Annotated in this window: 17 protein-coding genes; 7 read left to right on the plus strand and 10 right to left on the minus strand. The window is 70.2% G+C overall.

Annotated features, from left to right (window positions below):
• Positions 1–8 precede the first annotated feature (8 nt).
• From coaD to WC555_RS02575, 3 genes are read left to right on the plus strand one after another with little or no spacing between them, the layout of a single operon-like run.
• Entirely contained in the window at positions 9–491 is a 483-nt protein-coding gene (gene coaD, locus WC555_RS02565) for a pantetheine-phosphate adenylyltransferase (protein ID WP_373250880.1), read from the plus strand.
• A 1-nt stretch (position 492) separates the two neighbouring features.
• Positions 493–1,347, plus strand: coding sequence for a peptidylprolyl isomerase (locus WC555_RS02570; RefSeq protein WP_373250882.1), 855 nt, complete (start codon positions 493–495; stop codon positions 1,345–1,347).
• 22 nt (positions 1,348–1,369) lie between these two features.
• Positions 1,370–2,263 carry a peptidylprolyl isomerase gene (locus WC555_RS02575; protein WP_373250884.1) on the plus strand — a complete coding sequence of 298 codons (894 nt, stop codon included), beginning with the start codon at positions 1,370–1,372 and terminating at the stop codon, positions 2,261–2,263.
• Here WC555_RS02575 and WC555_RS02580 read toward each other — a convergent pair.
• On the minus strand, positions 2,260–3,399 hold the full coding sequence (locus WC555_RS02580; RefSeq protein ID WP_373251033.1) for a Ppx/GppA phosphatase family protein: 1,140 nt from the start codon (positions 3,397–3,399) through the stop codon (positions 2,260–2,262). The genes WC555_RS02575 and WC555_RS02580 overlap by 4 nt on opposite strands.
• A gap of 147 nt (positions 3,400–3,546) precedes the next feature.
• Here WC555_RS02580 and hspQ point away from each other — a divergent pair, with 147 nt between their 5' ends.
• Together hspQ and phhA are read left to right on the plus strand one after the other, a co-directional pair.
• Positions 3,547–3,861 (plus strand): heat shock protein HspQ, encoded by a 315-nt coding sequence (hspQ, locus tag WC555_RS02585; RefSeq protein ID WP_373250885.1) that lies wholly within the window; start codon positions 3,547–3,549, stop codon positions 3,859–3,861.
• A gap of 80 nt (positions 3,862–3,941) precedes the next feature.
• Complete coding sequence (gene phhA, locus WC555_RS02590; protein WP_373250887.1) at positions 3,942–4,817, plus strand: phenylalanine 4-monooxygenase; 876 nt, start codon at positions 3,942–3,944, stop codon at positions 4,815–4,817.
• On the opposite strand, the gene WC555_RS02595 is transcribed toward phhA, so the two are convergent.
• Complete coding sequence (locus tag WC555_RS02595; protein ID WP_373250889.1) at positions 4,784–6,049, minus strand: acyltransferase; 1,266 nt, start codon at positions 6,047–6,049, stop codon at positions 4,784–4,786. The two genes, phhA and WC555_RS02595, sit on opposite strands and share 34 nt — an antisense overlap.
• Before the next feature lie 110 nt (positions 6,050–6,159).
• Here WC555_RS02595 and WC555_RS02600 point away from each other — a divergent pair, with 110 nt between their 5' ends.
• Positions 6,160–7,002, plus strand: a complete 843-nt coding sequence (locus WC555_RS02600) for a LytTR family DNA-binding domain-containing protein (protein ID WP_373250891.1) — start codon at positions 6,160–6,162, stop codon at positions 7,000–7,002.
• Here the strand turns inward: WC555_RS02600 and WC555_RS02605 are convergent, their stop codons facing one another.
• Genes WC555_RS02605 through WC555_RS02630 form a run of 6 tightly spaced genes read right to left on the minus strand, consistent with a single transcriptional unit; the run spans position 7,003 to position 13,897 of the window.
• Positions 7,003–8,310: an MFS transporter gene (locus WC555_RS02605; protein ID WP_373250893.1), complete on the minus strand. Its 1,308-nt coding sequence runs from the start codon at positions 8,308–8,310 to the stop codon at positions 7,003–7,005. It abuts the gene before it with no gap.
• Entirely contained in the window at positions 8,307–8,864 is a 558-nt protein-coding gene (locus tag WC555_RS02610; RefSeq protein WP_373250895.1) for a GNAT family N-acetyltransferase, read from the minus strand. The genes WC555_RS02605 and WC555_RS02610 overlap by 4 nt, the downstream gene beginning before the upstream one ends.
• Before the next feature lie 4 nt (positions 8,865–8,868).
• Positions 8,869–10,206: an N-succinylarginine dihydrolase gene (gene astB / locus WC555_RS02615; RefSeq protein WP_373250897.1), complete on the minus strand. Its 1,338-nt coding sequence runs from the start codon at positions 10,204–10,206 to the stop codon at positions 8,869–8,871.
• The gene (astD, locus tag WC555_RS02620) at positions 10,203–11,627 is read right to left on the minus strand and encodes a succinylglutamate-semialdehyde dehydrogenase (RefSeq protein WP_373250899.1); all 1,425 of its coding nucleotides are present in this window, start codon (positions 11,625–11,627) and stop codon (positions 10,203–10,205) included. Before astD ends, astB begins: the two co-directional genes overlap by 4 nt.
• A gap of 6 nt (positions 11,628–11,633) precedes the next feature.
• On the minus strand, positions 11,634–12,641 hold the full coding sequence (locus WC555_RS02625) for an arginine N-succinyltransferase (RefSeq protein WP_373250901.1): 1,008 nt from the start codon (positions 12,639–12,641) through the stop codon (positions 11,634–11,636).
• 5 nt (positions 12,642–12,646) lie between these two features.
• Complete coding sequence (locus WC555_RS02630) at positions 12,647–13,897, minus strand: hydrolase (protein WP_373250903.1); 1,251 nt, start codon at positions 13,895–13,897, stop codon at positions 12,647–12,649.
• Between the two features lie 109 nt (positions 13,898–14,006).
• On the opposite strand from WC555_RS02630, the gene WC555_RS02635 reads away from it, so the two are divergent.
• Positions 14,007–14,540, plus strand: coding sequence for a hypothetical protein (locus WC555_RS02635; RefSeq protein ID WP_373250905.1), 534 nt, complete (start codon positions 14,007–14,009; stop codon positions 14,538–14,540).
• A 3-nt stretch (positions 14,541–14,543) separates the two neighbouring features.
• On the opposite strand, the gene WC555_RS02640 is transcribed toward WC555_RS02635, so the two are convergent.
• Together WC555_RS02640 and WC555_RS02645 are read right to left on the minus strand one after the other, a co-directional pair.
• A complete protein-coding gene (locus tag WC555_RS02640) occupies positions 14,544–18,767 on the minus strand; it encodes a translocation/assembly module TamB domain-containing protein (protein WP_373250907.1) in 4,224 nt (1,407 codons plus the stop codon).
• Positions 18,764–20,554, minus strand: coding sequence for an autotransporter assembly complex family protein (locus WC555_RS02645; protein ID WP_373250909.1), 1,791 nt, complete (start codon positions 20,552–20,554; stop codon positions 18,764–18,766). The genes WC555_RS02640 and WC555_RS02645 overlap by 4 nt, the downstream gene beginning before the upstream one ends.
• Positions 20,555–20,573: the final 19 nt, after the last annotated feature.

Here is a 20,573-nt window from a genome sequence, read left to right on the forward strand (position 1 = left end):
AGGACTGCATGCGCATCGGCCTGTATCCGGGCACGTTCGATCCCGTGACCAACGGGCATATGGACATCATCGGCCGAGCCGTGAAGCTGGTCGACAAGCTGGTCATCGGAGTCGCCCGCAACGACGACAAGGGGCCGCTGTTCACGACCGACGAGCGCGTCGAGATGGTCCGCGCCGAGGTGGCCCATCTGGGCGACCGGGTCGAGGTCCGGGCCTTCTCCAGCCTGCTGATGCATTTCGCCGAGGAGCTGGACGCCAGCATCATCGTGCGCGGCCTGCGCGCCGTCGCGGACTTCGAATACGAATTCCAGATGACGGCGATGAACCAGCGCCTCAATGCCGACATCGAGACGGTCTTCCTGATGGCCGACCCGCGGCACCAGGCGATCGCCTCGCGGCTGGTCAAGGAGATCGCCCGTCTGGACGGCGCGATCGACAGTTTCGTCAGCCCGGCCATCGCCAAGGCGGTCCGGGACAAGGTCAAGGGATAGAATGAACCTCAGGATCGCAACCATCGGCGTGTTTTCGATGGCCTTGTTCGCCGCCGGCCAGCCCGGCACCGCCCAGACGCCCGCCGCCGACTGGCGCACCGTCGCTCCGGAAAACCTGCTGGTCATCGACACCGCCAGGGGGCGCATCCTGGTCGAGCTGGATCCGGCGGTCGCGCCGCTGTCGGTGGAGCGGGTCCGGACCCTGGCCGACCAGGGCTTTTACGACGGCCTGAAATTCCATCGGGTCCTGCCGGGCTTCATGGCCCAGACCGGAGACCCGCTCGGCACCGGCGCCGGCGGCAGCGAACTGCCGGACATTCCGGGCGAGTTCCAGTTCCGGCGTGGCCGCGACCTGGGCTTCGTCAATCTGGTCGCCGCGCCGACGGGGCTGCTGGGCGTCGCCGGGTCCATGCCGGTTTTCACCCAGCCGGACGCCCAGATGATGGTCACGGCCGACTTCAAGACCGCGGCCCAGGCCCTGTTCTGCCCCGGCGTCGCGGGCATGGCCCGCAACCAGGATCCGAACAGCGCCAACAGCCAGTTCTTCCTGATGACAGGGCCGAACGACAGCCTGAACGGCCTGTACACGCCCTTCGGGCGCGTCGTGGCGGGGCTGGATGTGGTCAAGGCGCTGAAGGCCGGGACCGAGGCCGGAAACGGCCAGGTCGCCGATCCGGACATCATGACCCGCGCCCGGACGGCCGCGGCCCTGCCAGAGGGGCAACGCCCGGCCGTTCGGGTGATGACCCCGCGCAGTGCGGCGTTCGCGGCCCTGGTGGAGCAGAAGCGGGCCGAGCGGGGCGCGGGGTTCACGGTCTGCGACGTACAGCCGCCCGCCGAAGTGACCGGCGGCTGATTCGAGGATGAGGGGGAAGACCATGCGACAGTTTCCGGGCCTCGCGGCGCTGACCGCCCTGGTCGCCCTGTCGGCCGGAGGGGCGAACGCCCAGGACGCGGGAGGCACGCCTCCGCCGCCCGCGCCCGAAACCCCGATCGCGGCGCCCGATTGGCGCGCGGTCCCGGCCGGGAACCTGCTGGTCATCGATACGACCAGGGGCCGGATCCTCGTCGAGCTGACGCCCGAGGTGGCGCCGCTGCACGTCGAGCGAATCAAGCTGCTGGCGCGCCGCGGCTTCTATGACGGCGTGCCGTGGCACCGCGTCATCGACTGGTTCATGGCCCAGACCGGCGATCCGCTGGGCAATGGCGAGGGCCAGAGCCCTTATCCCGACCTGAAGGGCGAGTTCACCTTCCGCCGCGAGGCGACGATGCCGTTCGCGGCCGTGGCCGAGCCGGCCGGCGCGCGCGTGGGCTTCTTCCATTCCCTGCCGGTCCAGACCCAGCCCGATTCCGCCTTCGCCCTGACCGCGGACGGCAAGGTCCACGCCTGGGGGTTGTACTGCCCCGGCGTCGCCGGCATGGCCCGGGACGAGGGCAATGACACCGCCAACAGCCAGTTCTTCCTGATGCGGCAGGCCTATCCCGCGCTGGACAAGCGCTACACCATCTGGGGCGTGACGGTTTCGGGCCTGGATGTCGTGCGCTCGCTTCAGGTCGGGGACGGCGACAACGGCATGATGACCCAGGCCCAGCCGGACCGGATGACCCGGGTGCGGATCGCGGCGGATATTCCTGAGGCGGAACGGCCCTCGGTGCAGGTGCTGGCGACCGATTCGCCGCGCTTCCGGGCGCTGGTGGACGAGAGGCGGACGGCGCGGGGGGCGGACTTTTCCGTCTGCGACATCACCCTGCCGGTTCAGGTGGTCAACTAGCCTTCACCCTCGGCGGAGCCGGTCGAGCCTCGTCCACGCCGCCGCCGCCGCCGGGCCGGAGCCCGGGCGACGCGCATCTGCTGCAGCAACAGGCCTTCCCTCAGACCGCGATCGGCGACGCGGACGCGTTCGGACGGCCAGGCGCGCTGGACGGCTTCCATGATGGCCGCGCCGGCCAGGACGAGGTCGGCCCGGTCGGGTCCGATGCAGGACTCCGCCGCCCGGCCCGCCGGGCCGAGGGCCATCAGCTTGGCCGCCGCCTTTTCGCAATCGCCGCTGGTCATCCAAAGGCCGTCGACGAGGTTTCGCTGGTAGCGGCGCAGGCCGAGATGGATGCCGGCGAGGCTGGTGATGGCTCCGGATGTGCCGATCAGGTGGCCGCGCCCGCCGGTGAAGATGTCGCGCAGCGCCGGACCGACGGGGGCGGCGGCGAGGGCCTGGCCCATGTCCGTGACCATGGCCTCGTACCAGAGATCCAGTCCCGCCCCGGGCTCCGGATGGCGTTCGGCCAGGGTGACGACCCCGACCGGGGCGGACATCCAGCCTTCGAGGACGAAGTCGGCGGGACCTTCCCGCCTCAACCAGCTCAGTTCGGTCGATCCGCCGCCGACGTCGACCACCAGCACGGCCTCGGCCGAATGGTCGAACAGGTTGAGGCAGCCTTCGACCGCCAGGCGGGCCTCCTCGACGGGGTCGATGATTCGCAGCTTCAGGCCGGTGCCATGCCGGACCCGCTCGATGAAGGCCGCGCCGTTGTCGGCCTGGCGGCAGGCCTGGGTCGCCACGGCCATCAGTCGGGACGATTCGACGCCCTTTTTGGCGATGCGTTCGCCGCACAGGACCAGGGCGTCATAGGCCCGGTCCATCGCCGCCTCGTCGAGCCGGCCCGTGCGCGACAGGCCTTCGCCCAGACGAACGATGCGGCTGAAGGAATCGACGACCCGAAAGCCGTCACGGGCCGGCTTCGCGATCAGAAGCCGGCAATTATTGGTCCCCAGATCGAGGGCGCCATACAGGGGCGCCTCGCGAGCTGACGCCCCGGATCCGCCGACGGCGCCGCCCCGGGCGCCTGGTCGATCGGGCTTTCGGAGCTGGGACCGGTCGTCGCGCCGTGGCGCGCCGTCGATCTCCGGCATGGGCCGAACTTTCAAGGTGGGCGGTCCGATACGGCGCCCGTCCCGGACACCTTAGGACCGGCGGACGGCAGTCGCCAAGCGGATGTGACGCGAAAATGAACGGGACCGCGTCCATAAGGCTCAGGTTGGGTCCGGCATTCTGCGGCCATGACACAGCCATCCGTTGCGAAATTCGGCCTCGGCCAGATCGTCCGTCACCGCGACGCCGCCTTCCGCGGCGTGGTGATCGACATCGACCCCAGCTACGCCGGCGATCCCGCCGAGACGGGCGAGGTGGCGTCGGACCAGCCCTTCTATCAGGTCCTGGCCATCGGCCCCGACGGCGGCTTCATCGCCTATGCCGCGGAGGCCGCGCTGGAGCACGATCCCGAGCTGTCGGCCCTGACCCGGGAGGCGGAAAAGCGCTGGTTCACGATCGACTTCGAGGGCCGGCACGCCCCCCTGGCCCACGCCATTCACTGACGGCGGCTGGCGTGGACGCCGCGCCGCGCCTAGATTGACGGCAAGGGCCAGTGAGAGCCCGCAGGTCGCAGGAGCCGTCCATGTCTGACTTCGAGCATGTGTTCGACAAGCCACCCGAAGGCGCGGCGGCGGACTGGACCATTCCGCAGGACTGGGCGGCCTATACGGAGGTCGAGCACCGGACCTGGGACACGCTGTACGCCCGGCAGATGAAAATCCTGCCCGGCCGCGCCGCCGACGTCTTTCTGAAGGGTCTTACGGCGCTGGACCTGAACACGGGCGGCATTCCCGATTTCGCGGCGATGAACCCGAAGCTGCAGGCCCTGACCGGCTGGACCGTGGTCTGCGTGCCCGGCCTGGTGCCGGACGACGTCTTCTTCGATCATCTGGCCAACCGCCGCTTCCCGTCGGGCCAGTTCATCCGCAAGCCGGACCAGCTGGACTATCTGCAGGAGCCGGACATCTTCCACGACGTCTTCGGCCATGTGCCGATGCTGACCGACCCCGACTTCGCCGCCTATATGGAGGCCTATGGCAAGGGCGGGCAGCGGGCGGCCTCGCTGGGCGTGCTGCAGAACCTGGCGCGGCTGTACTGGTACACGGTCGAGTTCGGCCTGATGCAGGACCCGGGCGGCCTGCGCATCTACGGCGCCGGCATCGTGTCGTCGGCGACCGAGAGCGTGTTTTCGCTGGACGATCCGTCGCCGAACCGGCTGGGGTTCGATCTCGAGCGGGTGATGCGGACCCTGTACCGGATCGACGACTTCCAGCAGGTCTATTTCGTCATCGATTCGATCGAACAGCTGAAGGCCGAGACGCTGAAGGACTTCGGCCCCATCTACGACCGGCTGAAGGGCGCCGACGACATCGCCATCGACGCCATTCTGCCGACCGACCGGGTCTTCACCCGCGGCACCCAGGCCTATGCCGGCAAGGGGGGACGCTTCGCGGCCTGAGCGGGCGCCTTCCGCGGCCGCGGCCTGACGCCGAGCAGGAGGCCCAGCCATCCCAGTCGCCGGGCGATCTCATAGGCCGCGAAACAGGCGGCGAAGGTCGCGGTGATGACCAGCCCCGCCTCGACCGGCAGGGGCAGGTTCAGCGGCATCAGATACCAGGCCGCGAGGATGATCACCGTCTGGTGCACGATGTAGAACGGGAAGACGCCGACGCTCAGATAACGCAGCACCGGCCCGCCGCGGTTCAGATAGCGCGCGCCGTAGCCCACGATGGCGGCGATCCAGGCCCACTGATCGACGGCGTAGACGACCCGCATCGCATTGCGCAGCGTCTCGGGCGGCGCCGCGTCGTCGGCGCGATAAATCCAGGCATAGGTCGCCCACGCCGCCCAGCTGAGCACCGCCAGGATCGCCGCGGGCCGGCGCAACCGCACGAAATTCGCCTTCAACACCTCGGACCGCGCGATCAGGAAGCCGAACAGATAGGCGCCGAACGACAGGGCGTGATTGTACCAGTCGCCCCAGAAGGCGTGGGTCACCTCGAAGATCGGGGCGAGGGTGAAGCGCAGCAGGCCGAGGTAGAGGATCGGCCAGATCAGCAGGCCCCAGCCTGCGCAGACCCTCTCCACCCATCGGTCCAGCACGTTCAGAAGCCTTCCCGGAAGACCGACAAGGGCCGCGACGATCAGGCCATAGAGCAGGAGATAGGCGATGAACCACAGATGGTTCCAGGTCGGGGTGGTCAGGCAGCCGTCGGCGTCGCACCAGCCCCCGGAAGCGGTGGCGTATTTGATCCAGAAGTCCTGCAGCCACGGAGAATGCGCCGGATCCGCGACGCCGAGGCCCTGAGCGGCCTGAAAGACCTCATAGTAGCTCTGGGGCGGAACGATCACGAACATGCCGAACAGCAGGGCCGGCAGAAGCCGCAGGATGCGCGACCCGGCCAGCCGACGGCCGGCATGGCCGCCGCGGGCATCGAAGCCGTCCACCATGAACCGGGTCGCCGCGCCCGAAACCAGGAACAGCAGGGTCAGCCGCCAGGGGCTGGTGATCATCATGAACGGCTGGACCGCCTCGACGATGCGCGGGCTCTTCACATGGAAGTCCCACGACACGTAGAGCATGCCCACGTGGTACAGAATCAGCAGGAAGAAGGCCCCGACCCGGATCCAGTCGAGGTCGTATCGGCGGACGGAGCCCGAGGCGGCGTCGGGGAGGGGTGGGGACGACATGGCGGTTTTCCATGAGCGATGAACGATCCCCCGGGGTCCCATCCGGAGCCGCCGCCGGGCAACCGCGAGGGGACGGGCGGAGCCATCGTCGGGACGCGCCCGGGCGGGCTGTGACGAACGGCGCGAACCCTGGGACGGCCGGATGGTTTCGGGCGGGCCTGGACGGTCGCGACCTGCGCACGGCCTGGCTGGTCATCGCACCCATTACGGCGGTGGTGATCTCCGTGAACGCCCTGACCAATCTCAGCGACATGCCCCACATCGCAGCCTGGGAGCCGTGGGTCTGGGAGATCAGCAGCGCGATCGCCATCATGCTGGCGATGCCGGTCCCCTGGCTGGGCACGGCCCTGGCGCCGCCTGACGAGGCCGCGGCCGAGGGCTGGCGGCCCAAGGCGCGGTTCGTGCTGATCCATCTCGCGGGCCTGCTGGCCTTCTCCGCCCTGCATGTGGCCGGCTTCATCCTGCTGCGCACGCTCGCCTATGAACTGATGGACGCGGGACCCTATGAGTTCGGCGACCGATTCATCTACGAGCTGCGCAAGGACCTGATCAGCTACGCCACCTATATCGCGACCTTCTGGCTGATCGGCTTTCTGCGGCGGCGGCGCGACGAGCCCGTGCGGCCGGTCAGCTTCGACATCCGGGACGGCGCGCGGATCATCCGCACCTCCCTGTCCGACATTCTCGCGGTCAGTTCGGCCGGCAACTATGTCGAGTTCTGGCTGGCCGACGGGCGGCGGCCCCTGATGCGGGCGACGCTGGCGGCCATCGAGGTCGAACTGGAAGGGTTCGGCTTCGTCCGCGCCCACCGGTCCTGGCTGGTGAATGCGGGGCGGGTCACCGGGCTGAGGCCGGACGGCTCGGGCGACTGGACGGTCGAGCTGGGCGACGTCGCCGCCCCGCTGTCGCGCCGCTATCCGCAGGCTCTGGAGCGGCTCAGGTCGCCGGGCTGATCAGTCATCGTGGACGATCAGGCTCCGGTGCTTCGTGTCGCGCATGAACAGATAGACCAGCAGCGACACGCCGATCATGCCGGTGACGTACCAGAAGAAGGCGCTCTCGATCCCGTTCGACTTGAACCACAGGGCGACGTATTCGGCCGTGCCGCCGAAGACGGCGTTGGCGACGGCGTAGGGCAGGGCGACGCCGAGGGCGCGGATGTGGGCCGGGAACAGCTCGGCCTTCACCACGGCGTTGATGGCCGTATAGCCGCTGACGATCACCAGCGAGGCCATGGCCAGAAGGAAGGCGACGAAGGGGCTGTCGGACGTCGCCAGGGCCGACATGATCGGCACGGTCAGCAGCACGCCCGAGACGCCGAAGGCGATCATCACCGGCTTGCGGCCGATCCGGTCGGACAGGGCGCCGACCGCGGGCTGGAGCAGCATGAAGACGAACAGGCCGGCGGCGCTGATCTGGGTCGCCGTGTCTTTGGAGAAGCCCGTCGTATTGACGAGGAATTTCTGCAGATAGGTCGTGTAGGCGTAGAAGGCGAGCGTGCCGCCGGCCGTCAGGCCCAGCACCAGCAGGGCCTCGCGCGGATGCTTCAGGATCAGCAGCAGGGCGCTGGATTTCGGCGCCTCGCCGGCGTCGGAGGCGATGAAGGCCGAGGTTTCGTCCAGCCGCCGCCGCAGCCAGAAGACGACCACCGCCAGGGCCGCCCCGACGAAGAACGGAATGCGCCAGCCCCAGGCCGCGAGATCGGCCTCGTCCATGGTGTTCTGCAGCAGGATGAGCAGCAGCAGGGCCAGAAGCTGGCCGGAGATCAGGGTGACGTACTGGAAGCTGGACCAGAAGCCGCGGTGCTTCGCCGTGGCCATTTCCGACAGATAGGTCGCGGATGACCCGTATTCGCCGCCGACGCTGAGCCCCTGCAGCAGCCGGGCGAACAGCAGCAGGGCCGGGGCGGCGACGCCGATGGCGGCATAGCCGGGCGTCAGGCCGATGATCAGGCTGCCCGTGCACATCAGGGTGACCGACAGGGTCAGGCCGGCCTTGCGCCCCTTGCGGTCGGAATAGACGCCCATGACCCAGGCCCCGACGGGCCGCATGAAGAAGCCGACGGCGAAGATGGCGGCGGTGCTGAGCAGCTGGGCGGTGGAGTCGCCCTCGGGAAAGAAGACGGGGGCGAAATAGACGGTGAAGGCGGCGTAGGCGAACCAGTCGAACCATTCGACCAGATTGCCGGCCGAGCCGCCGATGATGTTGCGCAGGCGGCGGGCGGGAGTCATGGCCCCGGAAGACGGGACGGCGTCGGTCATGGGCGGGCTCCCTCGCCGCGACCTTCAAGGGATTTGCCCATTCTGACCAGAGGCACGGGCGCGCCGCAGCGATCGTCGTCGAAGCGTTCGATCTCGCGATAGCCATGGGCGAGATACAGGGGCTCGCCGCCCAGGGTGGCGACCAGTTCGGCGCGGTCGTAGCCTTCGGCCCGCGCGGCGTCCTCGCACGCCCCCAGGATCAGGCGGCCGACGCCCCGGCGGACGAATTCGGGGGCCGTGTACATGGCGCGGATGCGGGCCGCGTCGACGCCGGGCGTCAGCGGGGCGGGCTCGCGGCCCGGCGTGTGATCGCCGCCGTATTCGGTGATGCGCCGGCTCCAGCCGCCGCAGCCGGCGAGGACGCCGTCGGCCTCGACGATGAAATAGGTCCGGTCGGCGATGATCTGGCTGTCGAGGCCCATCAGCTTGCGGCTGGCGGCGACCTGCTCCGGCGTCAGGAATTCGGCCAGGGGCCCGGTGATGGACCGGTCCATCAGGGCGACGAGGGCCGGGATGTCGGCCTCGGTCGCGATGCGGAGGGCGAAGGCCGGCATGGGCTCAGGTCCGCTGGAAGGGATAGAAGTCGCCGCCCAGGGACAGGATGCCCGCCAGCTCGTCCAGCGCGCCGCGGCTTTCGGCCAGCAGGGCGGGATCGGCGAGGTCGCGGGGCGTCAGCGTCTCGCGATACCAGGCGGCGGCCCAGGTGGAGAGGCGGGCGTGCAGGGCGTCGGTCATCCGCATGGCGGGGTTGGTCGCGGCCAGCTCGGCCCCGGTCAGGACCACGCGCAGCCGTAGACAGGCGGGGCCGCCGCCGTTGCGCATCGACTGGCGGACATCGACGTAGTCGACCCGGCCGATGGGACCGTTGGAGGCGGCGAGCCGTTCGGCGACGGCGTGGGCGCGGGGGTTGTCGCGGGTCTCGGTCGGGCAGATCAGGGTCAGGCGGTCCTCGCCCGGGATCCGCACCAGCATGGAATTGAACAGATAGCTGGAGATGGCGTCGGCCAGCGGCAGGTCGGCGGACGACACCTCGACGAAGATCGGCTCGAACAGACCGTCGGCGGCGGCGCGGATGTCGGCCTTCGCCGCCGCCGTGTCCTCGAAGGCGAGCTCGTGGAAGAACAGGGTCTCCAGGGCGCCGACGCAGACGACGTCGTTGTGGAAGGTCCCTCCGGCGATGGCGGCCTTGGACTGGCGCGGGAAGACGGGGCGGGCGGCGGCGTGTCGACGGGCGATGGCCTCCGACGCCTCTCGCGTCTGGCGGGCGGGATAGGCGCCGGACCAGGGTTCATACGCCTCGCGGCCCCAGACGAGGAGGTTGACGCCGGGCGCGCCGTGGTCGGCGCACAGGCGGACGTGGTTGGCCGCGCCCTCGTCGGCGAGGTGGCCGACGGACGGCAGGGCGTCGTGGACCGCGAAACGGGCGGAGTCGGGGAAGAGGGCGTCCAGGGCCCGCTTCGTCTGCCGGTGCTCCAGCGAGCGGTGCAGGTTGGTGACGAGGTTGGCCGGGGTGAAATGGACCCGGCCGTCGGCGGCGTCGGCGGACGGCGTCACCGTGGCGGCGTTGGCGGCCCACATGGGCGAGGCGGAGCAGGCGGCGGCGGCGAAGGACGGCGCGGTCTTCCAGGCGGCTTCCAGCACGGCGGCGTCGGAGCCGGTGAAGCCGAGCGTGCGCAGGAAGGGGATTTCCGGCCGCTCGTGCGGCGGCAGGACGAACTGGGGCAGGCCGAGGTCGGCCAGCCGCTTCATCTTGTCGAGGCCCTGCAGGACGGCGGCGCGCGGGTTGGACGGCTCGCCGGCGTTGAGGCTGGAGGCGAGGTTGCCGGGGGACAGGCCGGCGTAGGAATGGGTCGGGCCGATCAGGCCATCGGCGTTGGCCTCGATGGCGGAGGTCACGGCCTCAAGCCCTTGATCTCGCTTTCGATGTTTCTGACCGAACCAGCCTCGAAACTGGCCACGGGATAGGCGCAGTAGTCGGCGGCGTAATACGCGCTGGGCCGGTGATTGCCGCTGGCCCCGAGGCCGCCGAAGGGCATGTCGCCGGCGGCGCCCGTGGTCGGGCGGTTGAAGTTGACGACGCCGGCGCGGATGCGGCGGATGAAGCGGTCCCAGTTGGCGGGGTCGTCGCTGACCAGGCCGGCGGACAGGCCGTAGCGGGTGGCGTTGGCCTCGGCGATGGCGGCGTCGAAACTGGCGACCCGGGTGATGGACAGGAAGGGGGCGAACATCTCCTCGTCCGGGACGGCCACGCCGGTGACGTCGATGAGGGCGGGTCGGACGAAGGCGCCGGGCAGGTTGTCGACGGGGCCCGAGGCGCGGATCACCCTCGCCCCCATGGCAATCCGGTCCTGCAGCGCCTGCAGGGCGGCCTCGGCGGCCTTTTGCGAGATCAGGGGGCCGGCGTAGGGTTCGGGGGTGGAGTTCCACGGGGCGAGGATCAGCCGGTCGACGAAGGCGGCGACGGCCTCGACGATGGCGTCGCCCTGCGGACCTTCCGGCACGATCAGCCGCCGGGCGCAGGAGCAGCGCTGGCCCGTGGTGACGAAGGCGGACTGGACCACGATGCCGGCCACGGCTTCGGCGTCCGCGGCGTCCCACACGACCAGCGGATTGTTGCCGCCCAGTTCGAGGGCGAGGATGACGTGCGGGTCGTCGGCGAATTTGCGCCGGAAATGGGCCCCGGCCGCGCCCGAGCCGGTGAACATCAGGGCGTCGATGCCGCTGTCCAGCAGGGCCGCGCCCGTGTCGCGACCGCCCTGGACGACATTGACCACGCCCTCGGGCAGGTCGGCCTCGGCGAAGGCCTGGGCCATCAGCCGGCCGGTCAGGGGAGTCTCTTCGGACGGCTTGAACACCACGGTGTCGCCGGCCAGCAGGGCCGGGACGATATGGCCGTTGGGCAGGTGGCCGGGGAAGTTGAACGGGCCGAGCACCGCCGCCACACCGTGCGGGCGGTGGCGCAGGACAGCCTGGCCGAACCCGGTTTCGGCCGTGCGCTCGCCGGTGCGCTCGTCATAGGCGCGGATCGAGATGTCGACCTTGCCGGCCATGGCGGCCAGTTCGGCCGTGGTCTCCCACAGGGCCTTGCCGGTCTCGCGGCTGATCGCCTCGGCCATCTGCGGGGCGCGGGCCTTCAGCACGGCCTGATAGCGTTTGACGGCGTCGATGCGGTCCTGACGGGGGCGGTCGGCCCAGTCGGGGAAGGCGGCGCGGGCGCGGTCGGCGGCGGCCTGCACCTCGGCGGGCGAGGCGGCTGCGCCCTCCCAGACGGTTTCGCCGGTGGCGGGGTCGATGGATTTGAAGGGGGTCAGGGTCATGGGGGCTCAGACTTTCACACGCACCGTGTCGCCCGCGCCGACCTTCAGGGCGTCGGCGGTTTCAGCGGTCAGGGTGGCGGTTTCGCCCTCGATATGGGCGCGCTGGCGGACGGCGCGGAAGGCGGAGACGCTGTCGGTCGAGATCAGGGCCGGCAGCTCGGCCTCGACCTCGGCGGCGACGGCGACGGTCAGGCGGCGGGCGTCGCGGACGGTGCGGATGTTGTCGCGGCCGCAGGCGACGGTGGGGCCGGCGTCGAAGATGTCGATCAGGCCGTTGGGCCGGAACCCCTCGCTTTCCAGCAGGGCCATGGCCGGCACGCCCTGCGGATGGACCTTGCCGATCACGGCGCGGGCCGGCTCCGGCAGGAGGTCGATGTAGATCGGATGGCGCGGGGCGAGGTCGAGGATGAACTGCTTGTCCGTCGAGCCGGTCATGCGATCGGCCTCGTCGAACTCCATGGGGAAGAATTTGTGCGCCACATGATCCCAGAAGGGGCAGGCGCCGTCGGGGGTGAAGACGCCGCGCAGCTCCGCCAGAACATTCTCGTTGAACAGCTCGGGCTGGGCGCCGATCAGCATGTAGCGCGACTGGCTGAGCAGGCGGCCCGCGCCGCCCTTGCGACGGTCGGCCTTGAGGAAGAGGGAGCCCACCTCGCTCCAGCCGGTGCATTCGTTGACCAGCACCAGGGTCCGCTGCTCGAGCTTGATGCCCAGCGACGGCGAAGACTGGGTGTTGGTGACCACGCGGAACGAGAAGAACGGCCGGTGCAGGCCGACGGCGGCCTTGACCGAGCCGATGCCGTCGACGTCGCCGGTCTCGGATTCCTCGAGCATCAGGGTGTACCAGCGCTCCTGCGCCGCCAGCACGCCGTTGAAGCTGTCGCGGCTGAGGTCAAGGCGTTCCGCGAGCTGGTCCGGGTCCTCGGGCAGGCTGGTGAAGCCGGGGCCGCTGAGAATGGCGAGCTCCAGCAGATGGTCGAGGTCGGCGGGCGCGGCGGGTCGGACGACGAGCATGGGGGTTACATCGTCTCCAGACGCAGGGACTTGAGTTTCAGCGCGTCGATCTCGCCGGAGGCGATCTTGCACAGGATCAGGGCGCTGAGTTGTGCGCGTTCGACGAAGCTGGCCGGCCAGGCGAACTCCTGATCCGAATGGATGTCGCCGCCGAGGACGCCGAGGGTGTCGACATTGGGCAGGCCGGCGGCGTGCAGATTGTTGCCCTCGCAGACGCCGCCCGAGGGCTTCCAGGCCAAGGTCTGCCCCAGCAGGGCGCCCGTGTCGCGCACGGCCTCGAACAGGGCCGTCTGGGACGCGTCCATCGGCTTGGGCGCGCGGGTCATGCCGCCGTGCAGGTCGAGGGTGAGGCCGGGGAAGGGGACCTCGGCGGCGATCTCGCGAATCGCGGCCTCGATCCAGTCCGAGGCGGCCTTGTCGGGAACGCGGACGTTGAAGCGGACGACGGCGTTGTCGGCCACCACATTCAGGGCCCCGCCGCCGGATATCTTCGCGACATTGACGGTGACGCCGTCGCGCCGGCCGTTGAGGGCGTGCAGGCGGGCGGCGAGGATGGCGGCGCCGGCGACGGCGTTGGCGCCCTCGTGGAAGGCGCGGCCGGCGTGGGCGGCCTTGCCGCTGACGATCAGATGGTAGTTGCCGCTGCCCTTGCGCGCGCCGGCCAGGGTGCCGTCGGCGAGGGCGGGCTCATAGGTCATGCCGATATGGCCGCGCGCGCCGAGGTCCGCCAACAGCGGCGCCGAGGCCGGGGAGCCGATCTCCTCGTCCGGCGACAGCAGCACAGTCCAGCCGACGCGTTCGCGGTCGGGGTGGGTTTCAAACGCTTCCAGCGCCGCCAGCATGACGCTGATCCCGCCCTTCATGTCGGCGATGCCGGGCCCGTTGAGCGCGCCGTCGGGGCGTGTCGAGACGGTCTGGAAGCCGCTTTCCGCGGGGAAGACGGTGTCATAGTGGCCGGTCAGCACGACCTGGACCGGCGCGCCGGGTCGGGCGGTGATCTTCAGGGCGTCGGCGTGGGCCTCGGTCCGCACCGCGCCGTCGTCGCCGATGGAGGTCGAGGCCCGGGTGGCGATTCGTCGCCCCTCGGCGGGCAGACGGGCGGCTTCCGCCTCAAGCCGATCCAGCATCCGGGCCAGACCTTCCGCGTTGCGGCTGCCCGAGTTGATTCCGGACCAGTCGACGGCGCGGCCGACGATGGCGGCTTCGCGCGCCGCGACATGGTCGAGCACGAGCTGGTCGGAAGGTTGAATTCGCATGCGGGCGGACCCTAGCCGGGCCGACGGCAAAGGTGAAGGCGAGCGCTTCCCCGTTTCCACCGCCGGACGCGCGCGCTAGTCTGCCCCACCATTGAGGGAGGAACACCACATGACTGACTGGATCCGCGCATCCAACCCGACGACGCCGATCTCGACCGAGGGCGAAGCGATCGCCGCGGCGAGGGCCAGCGCCATCGCCATTTTTCTGGGCGTCCTCTGGGGCGTGATCGGAATCATCTATCTGATGACCGCCGGGCAGGCGCTGATGGAGGCCGCGGTGGCCCAGGCCACCGCCCAGAACCCTGAAACCGCCGGCATGGCCGCCATGATGGCGCAGGGCCTGCTGGGGCTGTCGATCGCCTTCGTCGTCATCCAGCTGATTGTCGGGCTGGTGCAGTGGTTCAAGCCCAACATCGTGATCCCGATCATCTTCGCCATCCTGGTGGCGTTCGGCCTGATCACGGGACTGATGGCGGCCTTCGGCGTGGGTCAGCCCGAGGGCGCGGCCGCCGTCGCGGCTCCGGCGTGGCAGACGTGGGGCGGACTGGTGATTCTGGTCGTTCAACTGGTGCTGCATATCGCCGGCATCCGCGGCGCCCAGAAGCTGGACAAGCTGCGGTTCGCCGCCGCCCAGACCTACTAGTCCCTAGCGGTTCGGGCGTCGGTCCTCCGGACCGGCGCCCGGCTGCCGCGACTGGCGGCGCCAGCGGATCGACAGGCTGGCCTCGCCCTGTCCGCCGAATTTCGAGCTGATGGTCAGGTTGCGGCGCACCTGCCACTCCACGTTCACGGCCGCGCCGTTCTCGCCGCCGCCGATGATCTCCACATAGACATTGTCGTTGATATAACGCCCGCCGGCGACCGTCAGGCTGGACGCCTCGCCCCCGAACGACAACCGGTCCAGACCCGCCAGTTCCCGCAGATTGCCGATGACGTCGAAGCCGCCGCCGCCCGCGAGCGCGGCGACGCCCGCCGCCAGCTGGGCGGCCTCGAAGGCCGACAGCTGCGAGGCTGATCGGCCGAACAGAACCTGGGACAGGATCTCGTCCTGGGGCAGGGCGGGGGTCGAGGTCAGGGCGATCTCGGGCCGGGCGGCGGTGCCTGTGACGCGGATCGTCGCGGTCAGCGCCGGATCGTCGCGGGTGGCCGTGAGGTCCAGCCGGATGAGTTCAGGGTTGGTCGACAGACTGACCGTCCCGCGCTCGTCGAACACGAACCGTTTGCCGGCGAAGTCGTAGTCGCCGCGCACGACCCGCGCCGAGCCGCTGAGGATCGGGCGGCTGATGGTGCCGGTGACGCGGGCGTCGACGTTCATCTCCACGTTCAGGCCGCGCCCGACGACGCGCACGTCTCCGCCGGGCGAGCGCAGGCCGATGTTGAGTCCGAACTGCAGGCCGCGCTGCTGGTTCTGCTCCTCTTCGGGGACATCGCCGCCGGGCTTGTTGATCTCGATCACGTCCATGCGGACGATGCCGTTCGAACCCGGCGGATTGGCTTCGATGCGCGCTTCGTCGATGTCCATCTCGCCCGTCAGGGTGATGTTGCCGTCCTGGCCGCGCGTCACGGTGACCAGGCCGGAAGCCCGGGCTTCGGCGATGTCGTTGTCGATGATGCGGAACCGGTTCAGCAGCAGCTGGAAGCTGGACCCCGACCCCTGGCGCAGTCCGATGCGGCCGTTGCCCGTCACCGAGCCGCCGGCCCCGTCACCCGCGCTGAAGGCCTCCACCAGACCCGTTGTATCGTCGAAGCGGCTGGCCAGGGTCACGTTCTCCAGCCGGACGCCCGTGGCGCTGTCGCGGAAGGTCCCCTGCTCGAGATCCAGCCGCCCGTTGATCCGGGGCTCGGCCAGTGATCCCGCCAGGGTGGCGCGGGCGTCGATCTGCCCTGTCAGCGAACGTTCGCCGCCGGCCAGCAGGTCCCAGATCGGCTGGATCTGACCCTGGATGGAGATGTCGCCTGACATGTTCCGGGTCCGGACGATCGCCAGACGCAGGGGCACGGCGGAGGCCTCGACGGGCAGGGTGATGTCGGCCGTGGCGCGGACGGCGTCGCCGTCGTTGGCCTGGGCCTGAACCCGCAGACTTTCGTTGACCAGCAGTGCGGTCACCGTTCCATCCACCGCGAGACCACGCGGCGCATCGACGCTGCGGACGTCCTGAAGCGTCAGGTTGGCGGATCCCGACAGGTCGTCGCCGGCGCCCCGCAGCGACAGCCGGCCGCTCACCGACCCCCGCATGTCGCGAATGGCGGTTCCCAGGTCGACGCTGGTCAGATTGGCCTCGATGATGGCCGCGCGGGAATCCTGACGCAGCTCGCCCAGCAGGACGCCGCCGCCGACGCCGAGATCGATCCTGGCCACACGCCCGTCTCCGGACAGGGCGATGACGGCGGGATTGCGTGTCGTGAAGGCGATCTCGCGCACACGGCCTGACCCTTCCAGCACGACCGACTGCGCGCCGCGGTCGCGGGAATAGACGCCTGTTCCGTCGAACGAGACCGGCGTGGCGCCGCCGATGTCGGTTTTCAGTGTGAAGGGCAGGCGCGACAGGGTTCCGCGGCCGTTCAGATTCAGCGTCCGGATCACCCAGGCCGATCCGGTCAGACGGACATTGCGGCCGGTCACGTCCAGGATCGCCGTCTCGCCGCCGTCGCCGTCGGTCAGGCGAACGCGTCCGTCAGCGGTTCCCGAGGCGAGGAAGGCGCCGGGCCGGGCGGTGAAGGTCAGGTCGGCGCTGGAGGGGAAGCTGTTCGACAGGGCGATGGCGCCCTGGGCCGTGACGCCCCCCGCGTTCAGATCGACATCGGTCAGGCGGATGAGGTCGCCGCCGAGGAAGAAATTGCCGCTGGCGCGCGCGGGTCCGTAATTCGATCCGGCGGTCAGGGCGATCCGGCCGTCCGAGGCGTCCGCCCCGCGCCGGAAGCTCAACACCATGTCCGCATCGGTCAGGACCAGGGCCCCGGCGCTCAGCTTGCCGAATTTGGCCGTCAGATCGGCCCGGGGCTGCGCCAGGGTGCCGGTCAGGGCCCCGTCGCCCGTCATGGCCCCGTCGATGGCGACCGGGCCGACCCCGAAGGGCCCGTTGGCGTTCCAGTTCAGGGCCAGCCGCAAGCGTCCGTCGCCCTCGATCAGGCCGCGCGCGTCGGCGGTTCCCTGGGCTCCGGTCAGCTGCGCCCGCTCGATCTCGATCCGTCCGCCCCTGAGGGCGCCGGTGGCCTGCAGGCGGGGGGTGGGCCCCAGGAGGCGGTCCAGCTCTTCCATACCGGTGGCCAGGCGTCGCCCGCGGGCGTCGAAGGTGAGCCGCCACGGTTGACCCGCGCGCGCCATGGACGCCGTGATCGGGCCTCCGAACGCGCCGCTGGCGCCCTTGCGCAGGCGGGAGACGTCGGTGATGTCCGCCTGGCCCCGGAAGCCGAGACCGCCCGTCAGGCTGCGGCCGCCCGATCCCGACAGGGTCAGGGCCTGGCCGGTCGCCTGCACCCGTTCCAGCAGGATCGCGCCGGTCGCCAGACGGGCGGCCTCGAACGACAGGCGCGGCTGGGCGCCGAGCAGGCCGCCGACGATGCCGGCGCTGGAGCCGCCGGCCCCGCGCAGGTCGCCGTCGAGATCCAGCCGCCCCAGACGCATGGCGACGCTCAGCGGGCCGCGAATGCGCTGGGCCCTGTAGCTCGAGATCTCGGCGCCCAGCAGGTCCACCGATCCCTTCAGGGCCCATGTGGAGGCGTCGCCCGTGAACACGCCCTTGTAGGCCGCCGGCCCCGCCGCGGACTGACCGACGAGCCGGGTCAGGGACGGCGTCCAGACATCGATGGCGATCCCGTCGGGACTGCTGCGGTCGCTGAGCCGGACATCGCCGCTGGCGCTGGCGTTCAGGTTGTCGGCGATCAGCCGCCAGCCGACGCCGTGCAGGCCGTCCTTGTCGCTGTCGGTCGAGGTGGCGAAGCCGAACCGGGCCGTTCGGCCGATCCGCCGGGCGAACGGCGCCAGCAGGTCCGAGCCGGAGAAGTCGGCGAATCCCGCGATCCGGGCCTGGTTGTCGCCGTAGCGTCCCTTGATCACCAGGGGGACGAAGTCCCCGGTCCTGACCGTGGCGTCGATGACCGAGCCGTTGACGACGGCCGTGGCGAAGAAGGGCTGGTCGGGCGAATAGCCCAGGGCCCCGGCGATGGGGCCGCCCTGGGCTTCGTTGGCTCGCAGGTTGAGGCGCAGATCAGTGATCTCCGCCCCGAGGGCGGCGTTGATGCGCAGATAGTCGCCGGGCCGGCTGTTGCTGGCCGCGTTGACGATCGCCTTCTTCAGCCCCTTGCGCGGCACATCGGCCTCGCCCGACAGCCGCCAGCGACCGTATTCCTTGCTGAAGCCTTCCAGCAGTTCGACGTCGGCCGAGAACCGGTCGATATCGACCGAAAGGGGCTGCGGCCCCGGGGGCGTGGTCGTGGGTTCGACCTCGGGGCGGCGGATCAGGCGGATGACCTCGGCCTCGACATGGGTGGCGTGGAACTCCCGCGCCATCAGCGGCCACCAGTCCCAGTCGACACGGACCTTGCGCGCCTCCAGCCAGACGCCTTTGGCGTCGGTGACGGTGACGCGATCGATGGTGAAGTCGTCGAACAGATCGCCGCGCACGCCCTCGACATTGATGCGGCCGTAGCGGCCCAGCTTCTTGCCGGCGACGAAACTGGTCACCAGGTCGCGTCCGGGGTCGGACAGCAGGTACATCCGGCCGCCGACCAGACCCACGATCAGGATGGCGGCGAGAATGGCCGCCCCTATGCCGCCGAAGAAGGCGAGGGCTTGCAGGCGCGTGCGTTTCTTCTTCGCCGTCTCGGCCGGCGTATCGGGCGTTTCCTCGGGGGGCGGAGCGTCGGTCAAAACGCCTGTCCGATGCTGACATAGACCTGGAAGTCGGCGTCGCCGTCGCGGCGGTCCAGGGGGAAGGCGATGTCCGCCCGGATCGGGCCGAACGGCAGCTTGTAGCGGACGCCGAAGCCGGCGCCGTAGCGCAGGTTGCCGAAGTCCGGCGTCTCCTGGAAGCCGATCGCTCCGGCGTCGACGAAGGCCACGGCCTGGAAGCTGCGCCAGACGTCGCGACGGATTTCGACCGAGGCCTCGACCAGGCTCAGACCGCCGCGCGGCGTGTTGTCGGGCAGCCGCGGCCCCACGCCCTGATATTCGAAACCGCGCACCGAGCCGCCGCCGCCCGAATAGAACAGGCGGTCGGAGGGGATGGCCAGTTCGTTTCCGCCGACAATGGAGCCCAGACGGGCGCGTCCGGCCAGGACCGTCTTCGCTCCGTCCTGGAGCGGCAGATAGGCCGTGACCTGGGCCTCGGTCCGCAGGAAGACGGTCGTGTCCTCGCCGGACACGGCTGTGGGCTGGGCCCAGGCGGACAGGCGCCAGCCGGTGGTGGGATCGAGCGGATCGTTCGACCGGTCCAGATAGGCGCTCGCGCGGCCGGTGAGGATGATCAGGTCGCGATCGAAATTGATCGGCAGTCGGGTGACGGGGTCGAAGCGGTTCTCGTCATACTTGCCCGCGTCGAGGCCGACGCCGTAGCTGATCCAGGAGGTCTTGCCGAGACGCTGCTGAAGGTCGGCGGCAACGGCGGCGGCCGTGCGGCGATAGGCGTCGGTATCCTCGTTCAGCACGGCGGCGGAGAGCCTGAGCGTCTCGCCGGGACGCCGCCAGTGCGGCAGGCTGAGATTGACCCCCAGGCGGCTGTCGACATCGGCCGCGCGCGCCTGCCAGACCACGGTGTCGGCGCGTCCGAAACGGTTGTGCCACGTCCAGATCAGATCGAGGCCGGACCCCTCGGCCGTCGAGAAGGTCGCGCCCGCCTCGAGAATTCGGCGCGGCCGGTCGGTCAGGGTGACGATGATGGGGCGGAGGCCGCTGGTCAGGTTCTGTTCGCGGGGGGCCAGGGCCACGCCGACCCCGTCATAGACGCCCGTCTCGAGCAGCCGCCGCTCCAGCTCGGCGACATCGTCGGGATCGTAGACGTCGCCTTCGGTCCAGGGCGCCAGGCCGGTCACCCAGGCAGGATTGGTGGGGCCACGCGTCTCAAGCCGCACGCCGTCCAGGCGCACCAGGGCGCCGGCCGAGATCCGGTAGTTGGGCTGGACGGTGAAGGTCGCGTGGTCGACGACCACGCGCCGGGGTTCGGCGGCCGCGTCCGCATAGCCGCGGCGCGTCAGGGAGGCCACCACGCGCCCCTCGGCCGCCAGGACCTCGCCGGCCCGCCCGGCCTGGTCCGGCTTGATCGCAATTTCGCCCAGCGCGACGGCTTCGGACGCGGCGTCAGGCGCGGGGGCTGTCCATTGCACGCGCGGATCGGAGAGCACGAACCGTCGGCCGGGCGTGACATTGACGATGGCGACAGGGTTCTCCTCGCCCTCGACCACATCCTCCAGCACGGGCTGATAATAGCCCTCTGACCTCAGCAGGGCCTCGGCGGAATCCATGGCGGCGCGCGCCCGCCGGCGCGCCTCGAACCGGTTTGACGGCGGCCCGTCGACCTCGCCCACGGCACGCAGAAGCTGTTCGCGAAGCTCGGCGTCCATCTCACCGCGAATCTGGGCGCGCGGATCGGCATGGGCGGCGGACGCGAGAAGAGCGAGACCCGCCGTGCTGACGAGAAACAGGGCGTGCCGTGGCGTCAAACTGGTACTTTCGTCAGGG

This window comes from Brevundimonas sp. (genome assembly GCF_041648615.1).
Taxonomy (GTDB): domain Bacteria; phylum Pseudomonadota; class Alphaproteobacteria; order Caulobacterales; family Caulobacteraceae; genus Brevundimonas.

Coding starts and splice junctions, on each gene's coding strand:
- hspQ (WP_373250885.1), top strand. CDS start 3,547: ATGACACAGCCATCCGTTGCGAAATTCGGCCTCGGCCAGATCGTCCGT.
- phhA (WP_373250887.1), top strand. CDS start 3,942: ATGTCTGACTTCGAGCATGTGTTCGACAAGCCACCCGAAGGCGCGGCG.
- WC555_RS02610 (WP_373250895.1), bottom strand. CDS start 8,864: ATGCCGGCCTTCGCCCTCCGCATCGCGACCGAGGCCGACATCCCGGCC.
- WC555_RS02605 (WP_373250893.1), bottom strand. CDS start 8,310: ATGACCGACGCCGTCCCGTCTTCCGGGGCCATGACTCCCGCCCGCCGC.
- WC555_RS02595 (WP_373250889.1), bottom strand. CDS start 6,049: ATGTCGTCCCCACCCCTCCCCGACGCCGCCTCGGGCTCCGTCCGCCGA.
- WC555_RS02570 (WP_373250882.1), top strand. CDS start 493: ATGAACCTCAGGATCGCAACCATCGGCGTGTTTTCGATGGCCTTGTTC.
- WC555_RS02580 (WP_373251033.1), bottom strand. CDS start 3,399: ATGCCGGAGATCGACGGCGCGCCACGGCGCGACGACCGGTCCCAGCTC.
- coaD (WP_373250880.1), top strand. CDS start 9: ATGCGCATCGGCCTGTATCCGGGCACGTTCGATCCCGTGACCAACGGG.
- WC555_RS02625 (WP_373250901.1), bottom strand. CDS start 12,641: ATGCTCGTCGTCCGACCCGCCGCGCCCGCCGACCTCGACCATCTGCTG.
- astD (WP_373250899.1), bottom strand. CDS start 11,627: ATGACCCTGACCCCCTTCAAATCCATCGACCCCGCCACCGGCGAAACC.
- WC555_RS02575 (WP_373250884.1), top strand. CDS start 1,370: ATGCGACAGTTTCCGGGCCTCGCGGCGCTGACCGCCCTGGTCGCCCTG.
- WC555_RS02635 (WP_373250905.1), top strand. CDS start 14,007: ATGACTGACTGGATCCGCGCATCCAACCCGACGACGCCGATCTCGACC.
- WC555_RS02630 (WP_373250903.1), bottom strand. CDS start 13,897: ATGCGAATTCAACCTTCCGACCAGCTCGTGCTCGACCATGTCGCGGCG.